The 13856-nt window shown below is 47.2% G+C and carries 12 protein-coding genes; 3 read left to right on the top strand and 9 right to left on the bottom strand.

Going from position 1 to position 13856, the window contains the following annotated elements; genetic code table 11:
• Positions 1-42 precede the first annotated feature (42 nt).
• Positions 43-546, bottom strand: coding sequence for a metallophosphoesterase family protein (locus V1498_RS11075; protein WP_409299024.1), 504 nt, complete (start codon positions 544-546; stop codon positions 43-45).
• A gap of 202 nt (positions 547-748) precedes the next feature.
• On the opposite strand from V1498_RS11075, the gene V1498_RS11080 reads away from it, so the two are divergent.
• Positions 749-1036: a DUF6509 family protein gene (locus V1498_RS11080; protein WP_409299026.1), complete on the top strand. Its 288-nt coding sequence runs from the start codon at positions 749-751 to the stop codon at positions 1034-1036.
• A gap of 54 nt (positions 1037-1090) precedes the next feature.
• Here V1498_RS11080 and V1498_RS11085 read toward each other — a convergent pair whose 3' ends face one another.
• A complete protein-coding gene (locus V1498_RS11085) occupies positions 1091-1732 on the bottom strand; it encodes a VC0807 family protein (protein WP_409299028.1) in 642 nt (213 codons plus the stop codon).
• Between the two features lie 22 nt (positions 1733-1754).
• Positions 1755-4331, bottom strand: a complete 2577-nt coding sequence (mprF, locus tag V1498_RS11090; RefSeq protein ID WP_409299029.1) for a bifunctional lysylphosphatidylglycerol flippase/synthetase MprF — start codon at positions 4329-4331, stop codon at positions 1755-1757.
• Between the two features lie 187 nt (positions 4332-4518).
• On the opposite strand from mprF, the gene V1498_RS11095 reads away from it, so the two are divergent.
• The gene (locus V1498_RS11095; protein WP_409299030.1) at positions 4519-6468 is read left to right on the top strand and encodes an AMP-binding protein; all 1950 of its coding nucleotides are present in this window, start codon (positions 4519-4521) and stop codon (positions 6466-6468) included.
• 236 nt (positions 6469-6704) lie between these two features.
• On the opposite strand, the gene V1498_RS11100 is transcribed toward V1498_RS11095, so the two are convergent.
• Positions 6705-7616 (bottom strand): phosphotransferase family protein, encoded by a 912-nt coding sequence (locus V1498_RS11100; RefSeq protein ID WP_409299031.1) that lies wholly within the window; start codon positions 7614-7616, stop codon positions 6705-6707.
• Between the two features lie 105 nt (positions 7617-7721).
• A complete protein-coding gene (locus V1498_RS11105; protein WP_409299033.1) occupies positions 7722-8288 on the bottom strand; it encodes a TetR/AcrR family transcriptional regulator in 567 nt (188 codons plus the stop codon).
• A gap of 288 nt (positions 8289-8576) precedes the next feature.
• Here V1498_RS11105 and V1498_RS11110 point away from each other — a divergent pair, with 288 nt between their 5' ends.
• The gene (locus tag V1498_RS11110; RefSeq protein WP_409299034.1) at positions 8577-9674 is read left to right on the top strand and encodes an AbrB family transcriptional regulator; all 1098 of its coding nucleotides are present in this window, start codon (positions 8577-8579) and stop codon (positions 9672-9674) included.
• A gap of 3 nt (positions 9675-9677) precedes the next feature.
• Here the strand turns inward: V1498_RS11110 and V1498_RS11115 are convergent, their stop codons facing one another.
• The 4 genes from V1498_RS11115 to V1498_RS11130 all read right to left on the bottom strand — a co-directional run bounded on the left by V1498_RS11115 (position 9678) and on the right by V1498_RS11130 (position 13813).
• Complete coding sequence (locus tag V1498_RS11115; protein ID WP_409299035.1) at positions 9678-10049, bottom strand: VOC family protein; 372 nt, start codon at positions 10047-10049, stop codon at positions 9678-9680.
• Between the two features lie 11 nt (positions 10050-10060).
• Positions 10061-11092, bottom strand: coding sequence for an S-adenosylmethionine:tRNA ribosyltransferase-isomerase (locus V1498_RS11120; protein ID WP_409299037.1), 1032 nt, complete (start codon positions 11090-11092; stop codon positions 10061-10063).
• On the bottom strand, positions 11089-11820 hold the full coding sequence (locus tag V1498_RS11125; RefSeq protein ID WP_409299039.1) for an SDR family NAD(P)-dependent oxidoreductase: 732 nt from the start codon (positions 11818-11820) through the stop codon (positions 11089-11091). Before V1498_RS11125 ends, V1498_RS11120 begins: the two co-directional genes overlap by 4 nt.
• A 661-nt stretch (positions 11821-12481) precedes the next feature.
• Positions 12482-13813, bottom strand: a complete 1332-nt coding sequence (locus tag V1498_RS11130; protein WP_409299041.1) for an MATE family efflux transporter — start codon at positions 13811-13813, stop codon at positions 12482-12484.
• Positions 13814-13856: the final 43 nt, after the last annotated feature.

The raw sequence follows: 13856 nt of genomic DNA on the forward strand, positions 1-13856 counted from the left end.
TTTCAGCTGGTCATAAGTCATGATATAAAAAATAGTTATTCTTCATGAACGAGGCTTCTCAAAAAAGACATGCCGGGCGCTGACAGTGCCTTCCTCAATGGTGAGAATTCCAAATGAATAACGGGGCTGACGCCTTTTGTCAGTCGGAGAACCAGGATTGAATATTAGAATTCCTCCCTCCTTCTTCAGGAGGGGAATATGTGAGTGGCCGAATATAACCGCATGTACCTCTTCGTCAACAAACGCTGCCCTGGCCCTTCTTTCGGTTGTCAATCCTTTGCCGTGCCCATGTGTGACGCCAATTCTTACGCCTCCTGATTCCACGATGATCTTTTCAGGGAAAAGCTTCTTGATGTCTTCTCCGTCCACATTTCCATGTACACCCCTAACTTCTCCATACGCGGAAAGTTCCTCATAAACATCCAGCGTCTTCCAGTCACCCCCGTGAATGATCAATTCACAATTCCCTAACTCAGTTTTAAGTTGATCTGGCAGTACTCTTCCTTTCCTCGGCATATGGGTGTCCGACAAAACCACTATTTTCACTTCATTTCCCTCCACACATTCTTTTCTCTACCATACCCGTTTCCATTACCAGCCTAATCAAAGTCCGGGAAATAACCCGGAAATGGGGGACTGTCCCCTATTTCCCGGAGGGACAGCCCCCCACCTCTCCCTCTTTGATAATTCGCCCGACTACAGGTATACTATTTTAATATCTAAGTTTTTAAGAGAGAGGTATGTTGTGATGCTGACTATAGTGAATCATGAAGCTGGAGAGATTAAGGATCCATTCGGGATTTTGAGCGGGCGCAGGTATGAGTTTTTCATCCAGGCAGAAGTTCCGGAGGATGATGAGCTGTATACGGAGCAAGGCATTTATATACGGACGGTTTTCCTGCTGGATGAAGGGAAGTCATCCCTTGTAAGCTATACGATCCATGAGTATGAAACGGAAAAGGTTCTGGATTTCGAATTGGATGAAGAGGAAGAGAAGATGCTGGCTGATTATTGCAGGGAGCATCTTCCGGAATAAACAGGAAAACAGGAAAGGGCAGCCCGGATATACCGGTGCTGCCCCTTCCTGTTTTTATAAAATCGGATTGCTTCCGTCTTTTTTATCTGTGCTGTTCTCAGCCATGATTTTGGTTATATAGTAATATCCGAACACAGTAAGCAGCGTAACTCCCCAGCTGAATGCCTGCCTCAGCAGAATGCCCTTATCAAAGGCGTCGACACCATATTCCTTGATCAGGTAAATCTTTACCACTCCAAGTACAATATCCCTCATCGCAAACGCCAGGGTAATCCATTTAAAAACAAGAAGCGGCTTCTTACGATAAAACAGCTCCTTAGTCTTCTCCCGGTCACTTCCCTGAAGTTCCACAACATCCAGCGTGAAAAGAAGGGCTATCGGTTTATTGATGAAGATTGAAATCAAGAAAACGCCGCCGAGCACAAACAGGTAGTAAGCATTATTCCAGAGAAGCTGTATCGCTGAACCTGCCAGTACATCAATCAATGTGCCGATGACGAGGTTAATCAGGATGAAGAGGCCAAAGAAATTTACTTTCTTGACTTCAAAAAAGCGGTATAAACTGTAAATGATCCCGGGTACAGAAGAGAGAAGCATGGCATAATAATCGCCGAGCACTCCCCTGCCGCCATTCCAGACCAGGAGCGGTACTGCCACATAAAATATGAGGTCCAGTATCAAGATATTTTTTTTCATCATGTTCCCTGCCTTAATTGTTTTATTGATCAGAATTCCGTTCTTCCCTGGACAGCTTCACGGCTCTCCCAGGCTTGTTTCTTCTTGTACGGGCCATCAGGAATGAAAGCTGAAGCATCAGGATCGGCAGCGATGATTTCTTCCGGTAACCGAGATAGTTGGGCTCTCTTTCATCTCCATATTTCAGGTTGAAACGGCTGATGCCATGAAATGGGTATAGATAATACCCGGACATATAAATCAGCGAGGCCGCCTTCTCGGAAGATGTCATATATTTTTCCGTACTGCCGCCCGCAAGCGGTGTGATTCCCAGGTTGAAGGAATCATAGCCTTTGTCTGCCGCCCACTTTAAAAGACAGCTTAGTAAGTAATTCATGGAGCCGCCGGGTGCCTGCAGGGTATGACGCAATAAATCTGCCCTGACCGTAGAACTTGAATCGTATCCTGGAATCACCACCGCAAAGGCGATGATACGGCCGCCCGGATCTTTGAGGATGGCCAGCGGAAATTGGTTCAGGTACTTTTTTTGAAAAGAAGCGTGAGAGAAGCCCTTTTCCTTCCTCCCGTCCAGCCATTCCTCCGATACCTTCTCCGCTTCTGTCAGGAGACTGTCTGAGTAGGGCGGCTGAACTACTTCAAACTTATAGTTCTGTCTGGAAAACTTGCTGTTTATGATATCCAGTTTCCTTTTTTGTCCACGGTCCAATTCCTTTAATTTCACGAGTGTCTCCTCGCCCAGTTTATAAAAATCATAGCCGTGGGCATTGAGAAAGGGAAGCATGGAACTTCTGACCTGGTAATAGACCAATGAAAGACCGAAACGGTCGGCTTCATCCTGGAATTCTTCCATGGCATCAATAAAATCGTCTCTTTTCCCGGAAGGTCCGCCCAATATGACCAGTTTATCTACAAAGCGCCTGTAGGCAAACAGGACCGTTCCGGAACTGCTGAAATATACATACGTATCCGGCATGTAAAGAAGATTGGAAAAGCCGTTGCCGCCGTGAACGGTCAAAATATTTTTAATACGTCCAAGATTCGTGCTTGCCGCTAGGAACGGAAATTTCGAGGACCGGCTGAGTGCCCAGCCTGCCCCCATCACAACTCCGCAGATCAAAAGCCCGGCAAGTCCGCTCAGGAAAAGTTCTGTTGAATCCTTGATAATATACTCTTCGAACCGTGCCGGTATCCTCCCCTCGGACTGCGGGAGGTTCAGGTATCCTGCCGTAAAATATAAGGCGATGAACAGCAGGAACATCACACCGTCAAAAATCCCCCTTCCCCATGAAAAGGAAAATTGGACTCGGTAAAACCGGTTCCTTGCCGCATAAAGAAGGAGCGCCACTATCAGGCAAAACAGGGCTTCCTTGACATCCAGACCTTTTACAAATGTAAATAATGAACCAAGAATCAGGATGCCAAGAGTCAAATAATACACCCATCTGACTCTAAGTTCGATACCCCTGGCAAGCGCCAGCAGGGTAAAGCCCGAGGCGACTGAAAGCTGATGCGAAATCCCTACAAATCCGGATGGGAAAACCTCGCTTAGTGCCTTGATTCCGCCAAGCGCAGATGGAAAAGCTGCTGACAGCAGGAGGATGATCCCGGTCAGGAAGACTAGGAATGTTAAAAGCCCATGACTGATATTTGCCGCTGTATAGGACGGGAGGTTTCGCCATTTTTTGTTGAGAACGCTCCAAAAATGGCTTCCAAGGAGAAAGCTTGAAACGAGCCATGGAAAAAAATTATATGTGATCCTGTAGATAAGCAGAAGCAGGACCACCTTTTCCTTAGGCAGTCCATAGGATTCAATGCCCAGCATAAAGATTAAATCAAACGAGCCGAGACCGCTTGGAATCATGCTGAGGACCCCTGCGCAGGCAGCGGTCAGGTAGACAGGTGCCAGGGCCAGTAAATTGATGTCCAGTCCCATGACTCTGGCTGCACCCCACATGGTCAGCAATGCGCAGAACCACTCAGCGAAGGAGACGAGGATCAGCCCTATCTCGTATTTGGCCTGCAGCATGCGGTTCTTCCCTCTATTCCCTTTTATATGAAGGGTAATGAGAAGCACCGGCAGGTAGACTGCGATTGCCAGTATCCCGGCATAAAGCCATTTGTATGTTTTAAAGACCGGTGAATCGAGAATTCCTAATATGATCAGCCAGCTTAGCAGCGACAGGCCTGAAAGATAGAAAACGGAAATCTTCGCTATGGCCTTGATGATTTCCATCCGGCTTTGATCCCTGGTTTTATAAAAATAAGTCCTGATTGCAGCCCCGGTCAGACCGCCAAATCCCAGGAAGTTCGAATAGGCATTTGCGATGAAAGAATACTGCAGCAGCCTTTTAACAGCAAGTCTCCTGCCGAGGAGCTTCATGAGTATCACGTCAAAGAAACTCATGGGCAAAACAGCAATCAGGCCGAAGGATAGTATAAGAAGAGCTTTATGGTAGCCTACATCTGAGGCGTGCTTTTTTAGCAGCCCGGCATCAATTCCTGCGATGAATCTCCCGCCCTCGTAACCGACAATAATGAGTATCGCGAGCGGCAGCAGGAATTTAACTGCCGAGAAAGCCTTTGTTTTTGTAAATTTCATATTTTCTCCGCCTATATCTTAGTAAGCTGAATCACATGCAGAATTCCTGCCCTCTTATTTTACTCTTATCTTCCATTTATATCTAGCCATCCCTTGAATTAAGGATTTAGTTTCCAAAAGGATGGAGAGTCCTTTATAATAAAATGGTATATTCAGAATTTTACCTATTTTCTAACTGGAGGTTAATATGACGCATTCGCCTGTTTGGTTTCCTAGTGAGGAGTACAAAAAGTCAACCCGTTTGTACAATTGGATGGAAAAGCTGGGCTTCGATGACTATGATTCTTTTTTTCTCCAATCCATTGATGATGTTTCGTGGTTCTGGGAAGAAGCCGTTAAGGAACTGGGGATATCATGGTACCGGCCTTATAAAAAGACCCTGGATTTAAGCAGCGGCCTCAAATATCCAAAGTGGTTCCAGGGAGGAAAAATGAATATTGTCCATAATGCGGTAGAAAAATGGACAAGCGATCCCGAAATGGCCACTAAGCCTGCCCTCATTTGGGAAGGAGATGACGGCCTTGCCTCCACCTATTCTTTCAGGGAATTAAAAGAGGAAATAGATAAAGCAGCCGCAGGTCTGGTGAATGTGGGAGTAAGAGAAGGCGATGTTATAGCCATCTATATGCCGATGATTCCTGAAACCGTTTTCGCCATGCTTGCTGCCGCCAAAATTGGGGCGATCTTTTCCCCTGCTTTCTCCGGCTACGGAGCTGAAGCGGTTGCGGCGAGAATCAATGCCTCTGGAGCTAAATACCTTATTACTGCAGACGGTTTTTACCGCAGGGGCAAGGCAATTCAGATGAAAAAGGAAGCGGACAGGGCTGTAGAGCTTTCTCCGGGAATTGAAAAGGTCCTGGTCGTCAGGCGGACACACGGGGATATCCCTTGGAACAAAAGTAAAGACGTGGAATGGTCCGAGGTTATAAAGGAAGGGCAGGAAATCAGGACAAAAGAAATGGATGCCTCCGCCCCTTTAATGCTCATCTATACATCAGGCACAACAGGAAAGCCAAAAGGCGCTGTCCATAATCATGCTGGCTTCCCCCTAAAGGCCGCCTTTGATGCAGGGCTGTGCATGGATGTGAAAAAAGGGGATACGCTCTTCTGGGTAACAGATATGGGCTGGATGATGGGTCCGTTTCTCGTGTTCGGCGGACTCGTCAACGGAGCGGCCATCGTCATGTTCGAAGGCACCCCTGATTTTCCAAATCCAGACCGGATATGGGATTTAACCGAAAAGCATAAAGTAACACATTTGGGCATCTCCCCCACTCTTATCCGAAGCTTGATGCGCCACGGCACAGACTGGATCGATCAGCATGATCTGTCGTCACTCAAGGCCATCGGTTCAACCGGGGAGCCGTGGAACCCGGAACCCTGGATGTGGCTTTTTGAAAATGTCTGTAAAAAGAAAGTCCCGATTATCAATTATTCCGGCGGAACGGAAATTTCCGGCGGTATCCTTGGGAACGTCCTGCTGAAGCCTATATCTCCCATCACTTTTAATTCCCCTATTCCGGGAATGGATGTGCATGTTTATGATCAAGAGCAGAACCCGGTACTTAACGAGGTCGGCGAACTGGTCATCCTGCAGCCATGGGTCGGCATGACCAATGGATTTTGGAAAGAAAATGATCGGTATGAAAAGGCATATTGGAGCCGCTGGGGAGATACATGGGTACATGGCGACTGGGTGATTCAGGATTCAGAGGGCTTCTGGACCATCACCGGGCGGTCGGATGATATCCTGAATGTGGCCGGCAAGCGTCTTGGACCTGCAGAACTGGAATCAGCTCTCGTCGAGCATCCGCTGGTGGTTGAAGCAGCGGCCATCGGTGTGCCGGACGCAGTCAAAGGGGAAACGGCAGTCTGTTTTGCAGTCCTGAAATCAAAGCCTGCCGAAATAGCTGCACTCAAGCAGGAATTGCTCCAGATTGTAGGCAATCATCTGGGAAAAGCGCTGCTGCCAAAGGAGATTTTCTTTGTGGACGAACTCCCTAAAACAAGGAATGGGAAGGTCATGCGGCGGGTCATACGTGCCGCCTACATGAACCAGAACACAGGGGATATATCATCGCTGGAAAACCCTGCGGTCCTGGAAGCGATCAAAAATATGAATCTTTCTAACTTATAAGAAAAAACACAAAAAGCGTCTGGCTGGCAGGCGCTTTTTGTGTGGAAAAGGGGCGGTGCTCCATGTTTCATAAGGCTTCGCTAGGTATGAACATTATTTATCTTGCAGGCATTCCTGCCTGTTGTTCCTTACTCCGCTCCACCGCCTTATTGTATTGGTTTCTGCACTTGTATAGGTTCTTTTCCATGCTTGGGTTGCGAGGAGAAAACTCATGTTTGTTTTCTATACCTTTATCCTCAAATTTTCTCTATTCGCATGAAAATATGCTGTATGTACAGGTCAGCCCGCTCTCTGATCAGTTCATCCGTCAATCCGCTGACACCATGATCAGTCCACCCCTTATAGACAGCCGGCTCTGGAAGGATTTCCATCAGTCCTTTTAAATCCCAGAATGGTTCATAAGGAAGAGGCGCCAGCTGCAGATAGCCGGTCAGGAAGGCATCCGCTTCCTCCACTCCATACAGGAGGGACAGGTTCAGGCGGCAGTGGGCAAGGTCCATCTGCTTCGGGCCAAGGCAGGCATTTACCCAGTCAACCACCCCGCTGATTTCTCCATTCTCCCACATCACATTGACCGGATGAAAATCTCGGTGGATAAAACCGGTAGTTCCTTTTTGCTGTCCGTTCCGGACGGCGGCTATTCCTCTTGACCATAATTCCGGACAGCTGCTCCATTCTGGAGCAGACAGTAATTCGGACTTATAATAAGGATAATACCGCCAGCCGAAGTCCGGTGGCGTGTCCAGGGAATGAATAGCGGCCAGCACTTCAGACAGCTGGCGGAGCCAGCGGATTCGGTCAGCTGGAAAGAGCTCGACTCCCCCTTTAAGGCAGGTCATCAAAACGGCCGGACAGCCGCAAAAAGTTCCTGACGGGTCAAAGGCGATAAGCCCAGGCGTATGAAAGGGCAGATCCTTAACGGCTGCAAAGGCGCAAGCTTCATGAAATGCAAGATCAGGTTCAGCTTCAAGCCATTCTTTATCAGTGTAGAGCCGCAGGACTGCTTCCAAGATATTTCCTTCCGAACGCACCGCGATTTTAAACATTTCTGCGGAAGTCCCGCCGGGCAGTACCGAGACAGATTGGATGGAATCAGCGCCCAGAGACGTTTTTATCCAGTCCATTTGGTTTTTTGTCAGTAAACTCATTATTTCAACCTCTTTTTTAACATTTAAAAGAACATGCAGGATCCACTGCTGGATAAGACATACCCAATGTGATAACTTCTGAGATTTTTCTTGGAAATGCTTACCTCATTGTGTGGAAAAAACGCCAGAGAAGAACTGAGCTTGTCTTTCGTCCTCTTCCTCGGTGTTATTTACCTTGGTTTTCATCCCTTTTATGACTACATACAAAGCTGAACCGAGAAAAACTCCTTCCTGTCTCTCAGCAGTCTTTCCTTCTGTAAATAGAAGAGACAGCTTTTGGCTGATCCCCTCACTCGTCCGCTCAATTCTGTGAAGGATCTCCTGTTTTAAAGAAACGGGCGGAAAATAAATAATCTGGATCCAAAGAAGGCATGGCAGTCTGTTATTCCTCGCCTGCCTTGCGACCTCCATCAAGATTTCATAGATCCTGTCCCTTAGGGCGAGCCCTTTAGTCCTTGTAATCAATTCTTCTATGAAGGAAGTATAATAAGTTCCCAGAAAATCCGTGACAGCCAAATATATTTCTTCCTTACTTGTGAAATACGTTCTGATCATAGAACGCGATATACCGATTTCCTTTGCGATTTCTACCGGGCATGTAGCGTCAAATCCTTTAATGGCGAAATGCTTAAGTGCTGTTTCCCGAATGATAACAGCGGTGGATGTATTCATTTTCCTTCCCCTTCCTGCCGCCCGAGGGATAATGACAGCAGATGATCTTGAATTGAATCATAACGTACTCGGTTCCATGGCAAATCACCCGTAAAGTATGTCGGCATGTCAGGGAAGTATCATCCGGGCAATAGTTTTTTTAATATTCTAAATTCATATTACTCATTTTATCACAGAGGTGTCCCTCCACAAAGAAATGTGGATGGCAAAAACCTAATTTATTGTAATTTTAATCAATCCATACTAAGTTAAAAGAGAAATAAAACTTGCTGGATTGAAGGGAACTCATTGAAACTTTCTATTTTTCACCACAATAGAAACAAGAAAGGCTTTTTATTTACCATAATAGCTGCATGGGCAGGGGGCATTCTTTTTAGGGCGGTTGGCCTGCCCCTTCCCTGGCTTCTAGGCCCTATGGCGGCAGGCATTTTTTTGTCACGCTTCCCTAAAGCAGGGGCCTGCTGGCCGGTCCAGCTACGGGATGCCGGCTTGATCATTGTCGGCTACTCACTTGGACTTTCATTTACAAAGGAAGCTGTCATCGGTATCGGCTGGCATCTGCCGGCCATGTTCGCCTCTGCAGTCCTTCTCATCCTTTTATGCGCCGGGATGGCTTTCATCACCTCCCGGGTGACGGGGCTGGATTATCCTACCGTCCTCCTCGGCAGCATTCCCGGAGGACTGTCACAGATTGTCGCTCTCGCTGAGGAAATCAAAGGGATCAATATTTCGGTGGTTGCTTTCCTGCAAGTCTCACGTCTCATCATGATAGTGAGCCTGATTCCTCTTTTGATCTACAGCCCTTTCTTCGGAGGACATAGAGGAGCCCCCCTTGAGGGTGTTCCTTTTGAAAGATCTTCGGTCCTGTTATTGCTTTTATTCTCCGCAGCCTGTATCGCCGGGGCGCTGCTTGCGAAGAAATGGAAACTGCCGACGCCCTTCCTGCTTGGGCCGATGGCCGCAGCTGCCATCCTGGTCTTATTAGGGACTGATGGCGTCAGCCTCCCAGGCTCTGTCATGAATCTTTCACAGTTTATGATTGGCGGATATGTAGGTTTATTAGTAAAGCCCGGTCTCATCCAGAAAAAAGTCCAGTTCTCGGTATTGAGCCTGCTGAACGGCCTCTTTTTAATCGGAGGTTCTTTCCTAATCAGCCTTGCTCTCAGCCGTTTTTATTCATTCAGTCCGGTTACAAGCTATTTAAGCACAGCTCCAGGTGGAATGGACCAGATGGGGATCATCGCACATGAAGTAAAAGCCGATCTTACTGTTGTAACAGCTTTCCAGTTATTCCGCATCTTTTTTATTTACTTTGTAGTCCCGCCTCTACTTAAAAGCCTTTTTGCAAGACTCGGAAAGAAAGAAGCGGCAGAAAGCCGGAGCTAACCTTCAGCTCCGGCTTTCTTCATTATGAGTTAAAAATTCAATCTCTTCCCCGCTTGGCCCCTCCATGAAAAGGGACTTCCAGCCGTTATCATAAACATTGATTTCATACGAATCTTTCATTCCCCGGCTCTTCAGACGTTCCATTAATTCTTTGAGACTATTAAGCCTAAAGCAGAGATGGAGGCAGCCGGCTTTTTTCCTGCGTATTTCCCTCACCTTAATAAGCTCTATCATCAGACGGCCATCTGAGATGAAAACCAGTTCCTCCCCGTCCAGGTTTAATCTCTGTTTTTCCGTGAATTTCAGGATATCCTTGTAAAAGGAAAGCGACTCATCCAGGCGGGGTGTTTCAATGCCAATATGGTGGAATTCCATCGTGTTCTCCTTTAAATGATTAAGTTCATGTCACCAAATTCATGCCATAAGTAGCCTTTTTTGACAGCGTCCCGGTAAGCAGCCATCAGGTAACGCATGTCAATGAATGCAGAAAGCATATCAAGATGACTTGCTTCCGGCTCATGCAGGCCGGTCAATATCCCGTCAACCAGCTGAAGGCGGTGCCTGGAGTGAATATAAAGATTAGTCCAGCCGGACAGCTTATTATTCTTGGCTGCTGTTTCGAGCGCACGGACAACTGTCGTTCCTGCTGCGATGACGCGGTTTCCTCGGATGTGTGCTTCCTTCACGGCCTGCATGGCCGCTTCTGGTATAAAAAATTCTTCACTGTGTTCCCCGGGCTCCATTTTCCATTTGTCATCCATAAAATAGCTGAGTCCCGTATGAAGCTGCAAAAAGACGATTTTAATCCCTTTCTGCTGCAGCTTAAATAACAGCTCCCAGGTAAAGGCCCTTCCTGCTGAGGGCATCTCGATGGATCCGGGATGTGAGGCGAATACAGTCTGATAATACTCAAGTCCCCACGGTTCTTTTATATATTCATATCGGACCGGCTCGCCCAGGCGGTAAATTGAATCCAAAAGCTTTGACCCGCTTTCTGTAAAAACCACTGTCTGAAGCGGTTTGTTGTCATGGCTTATTTTGACTTCCGCCTGCAGCGTTTCTGAAAAATAAATCATATCTCCTGCTTTTACTTTAGTGCCTGCAATCAGCACTTCCCATGTATTATCTGACAACCGGCGGGCCAGTCTTACCTCTGCCTGTTCCTTTACTGTATGGAACAGCCTCTTGATTTCCGCGTTTAAAACCGCAGGGAGTGTCCTGCTGTTATTCAAGACCAAAACATCTCCCTTATTCAGGTACTGACCGAGATTATGAAACGTATCATCTTTAACTTCACCGGTCCTTCTATCAAGAGCCATCAACTTTACAAAGTCCCGTCTGATTCCCCTTTTTTCCGCCGGTACAGAGGCATTCAAGTCATCCGGCAGATAAAAGCGGGTGGATGTTAGAGGCATCATGCTTCCTCCTCCTTAAATTCCTGCGCCGCATAACGGATGCCGTTTTTTGACCTGGACCTGCCTGAAGCAAGATATAAGAAAACATCCAGCACCTGCTCCGGTTCTGCAAGATCATAGTCACAGCCCGGCACTGCCCTGTCATGCATGTCTGTATTCATTTCACCCGGATCTACCATATTCATCCTCACTCCTGTACCTGACAGTTCATCCGCCCATGTTTCAGTGAGCCCTTCCACAGCAAACTTGGAAATGCCATATGCTCCCCAGCCTGCATAGCCAGTGTTTCCCGCCTCTGATGTCACATTAATCACAGAGCCTGAGTTTCTTTCAAGCATACCTGGCAGCACTCTTTTTGTTATCAAAAAAGCACTTGATGCATTGACTCTGATCACTTCATAAAAATCATCTTCCGGAAAATCCAGCAGCTGAGGTATGGGGCTTGGCCCCAGTATGGAAGCATTGTTGATCAGTACATCAATTTTTTTGAATTCGGCCTGAGCAAGGGCCGTGAATCTTTCTGCTCCGGCTGGGAGTGAAATATCGGCACTTACCGCCAGCACCCTGACACCATGGCGCTCTGCTTCCTTTTTAACGCCGAGCAGCTGCTCTTCATTCCTGGCGCAGATGGCAAGATCCGCACCCTTCCTTGCAAATTCCATTGCCAGCGCCTTTCCCAGTCCTTTTGAGGCACCGGTGATCATTATGGTCATATCTTTAAATTCTGTCATGTTTCTCTCTCCTTCTCTCTTTTGTTACTTCCATTCTATTAAGAATGCGATTTCCATTCGTCAGGAGAAGGATTGAAATGATCTACGACTTTGGACTGAAATTTAATTAGTGGCCAAATCTTGTGTAAGGGTTGTTTTATTCGAAGGCTCTTTTCTAAAAGATTGTTGTTTTTAGACGAGTTCTATGAGGAGATTTAATTATTAAGCAAGTGGACTCTCGCTTCAGGTGCGAGACTCCTGATCCAGCTCCGAACTGCGACCTTCGAGTCATAATTCAAGCAGTCTATGGGAAGAACACCGCTTCCCCCGGCCTGCTCGCCTTATGCTTGTCAGGTCGCTGCTTTTCAAAAATTTAAGATTTTTATAAGATTTCATCTTCATTCTGCACACATTTATTTAGTTTGAAAAGCACCGTTCTCCGCTTTTCTGTGCGGGATATGCGGGACAGGTGAGACCCCGCAGGCATAGCCGAGGAGGCTCAGCGCCCGCCCCGCTCCACTGGAGTACCTGCAGCGGAAATCCACTTTCTCGTTGAATAGCCGTAGTATATTCGAAAAAAAGAAAGGGGAAAATGCAAATGCCTGGCGGCTCCTCGGGAAATAGAGGTCTGCATATAAAAAAAGCTGCCCCCAATGTGGAAGCAGCTCTCTCGGCAAAGAGATCACCCGCGCAGTTTTTTCTTTTTCCAATCACCAAGCTTGTAATATAAAACAGCGAAAATGGCGCTGATAAAGAAGCTTGTGCCCATTCCGTATGGAATTCCGTCTGCACCGAATCTGTTTGCAAACGCATAGGTCAGCGGATATCTCAGCACCCAGAACGAGATGATGTTGAGAACCAGGACCGCGACCATAGCACCTGATGCCCTCACCGCTCCATTCAATACAAAATTGATCCCGAGAAGCGGATAAAAGAAGGCGATGCCCCGCATATAATCCGCCCCAAAGCTGGCAGCTTCGGGATCATCAATGAATAAATCGATCCCAAAGTCAGCAAGAGTAAAAATCAGCACCCCCACTGTAAGCATGATCCCTAAATTGTAAAGAACGGCATAAACCGTTATTTTATGGACTCTGTCCCATCTGCCTGCCCCGATATTCTGTCCGGCCATGGCGTTAACGGCCGTACCGAGCGCGTGGGCCGGAAGCATAAGCAGGCTGTCGAGCCTCTGGGCAGCTCCGAAGCCTGCCGTGACTTCGCTTCCAAAGGAAGTGACCACACTCATGATGGCCATCACGCCTGCCGAAATGACACCCATCTGCATGGCACTCGGAATCCCCAGTCTCAGAATCAAACCTGTCACCTCCCTGTTTGGGAGATAAGGCAGAGTCAGGGGAGCCAGTTTTCTTTTGATAATAAAAAGAAGTCCATATAAAAACGAAACTCCCTGTGAAATCACAGTTGCAATAGCAGCCCCGTCCACTCCGAGATCCATGACTGAAATAAAAATAGGATCGAGGACTGCATTGAGCACCACTGCCGCAAATACGAACCGGAGCGGCGCTTTACTGTTTCCCATTGCCCTGAGAAGTGTACCGATAAAGTTATAGCCGAATAAAAATAAAATGCCGAGAAAATTGATCTGCAGGTAACCGGCAGCTTCAGGTACCATTTCTTCCGGGGTGCCGAGCAGGCGCAGAATTGCTTCAGAAAAGAAGAAGCCTGCGGTCCCGAGGATGAGCGCAAGCACCGTGAGAATGACAACAAAACCATTAATATACTTCTTCAGGGCCTCCCTGTCCCCCTTTCCCCTCTGCTGGGAAAGAATCGTCAAGGAGGCATTATTGATTCCCAGTATAATGGACAATACAGTGAAAATGACTGTACTTGAAACGGAAACAGCACCAAGCGCACGTGCGCCTATTAAATTGCCCACCCAAAGACTGTCGATAAATTGATAGGAAGTCTGAAGAAGGCTGGCCAAAAGGATTGGCCCTGAAAAGCTGTACAGCTGCCTGAAAATGCTGCCTTTTGTAAAGTCATGCTGTGCCAACGGTTCCCCTCCCACTCATTTTTTTCGCAATCAGAATATATCC

The organism is Paraperibacillus marinus (assembly GCF_046237605.1).
GTDB classification, from domain to species: domain Bacteria; phylum Bacillota; class Bacilli; order Bacillales; family DSM-1321; genus Paraperibacillus; species Paraperibacillus marinus.

Bases quoted from the DNA above. Each gene is read 5' to 3' on its own strand.
- V1498_RS11080 (WP_409299026.1), top strand. From the start codon at position 749: ATGCTGACTATAGTGAATCATGAAGCTGGAGAGATTAAGGATCCATTC.
- V1498_RS11085 (WP_409299028.1), bottom strand. From the start codon at position 1,732: ATGAAAAAAAATATCTTGATACTGGACCTCATATTTTATGTGGCAGTA.
- mprF (WP_409299029.1), bottom strand. From the start codon at position 4,331: ATGAAATTTACAAAAACAAAGGCTTTCTCGGCAGTTAAATTCCTGCTG.
- V1498_RS11095 (WP_409299030.1), top strand. From the start codon at position 4,519: ATGACGCATTCGCCTGTTTGGTTTCCTAGTGAGGAGTACAAAAAGTCA.
- V1498_RS11100 (WP_409299031.1), bottom strand. From the start codon at position 7,616: ATGAGTTTACTGACAAAAAACCAAATGGACTGGATAAAAACGTCTCTG.
- V1498_RS11105 (WP_409299033.1), bottom strand. From the start codon at position 8,288: ATGAATACATCCACCGCTGTTATCATTCGGGAAACAGCACTTAAGCAT.
- V1498_RS11115 (WP_409299035.1), bottom strand. From the start codon at position 10,049: ATGGAATTCCACCATATTGGCATTGAAACACCCCGCCTGGATGAGTCG.
- V1498_RS11120 (WP_409299037.1), bottom strand. From the start codon at position 11,092: ATGATGCCTCTAACATCCACCCGCTTTTATCTGCCGGATGACTTGAAT.
- V1498_RS11125 (WP_409299039.1), bottom strand. From the start codon at position 11,820: ATGACAGAATTTAAAGATATGACCATAATGATCACCGGTGCCTCAAAA.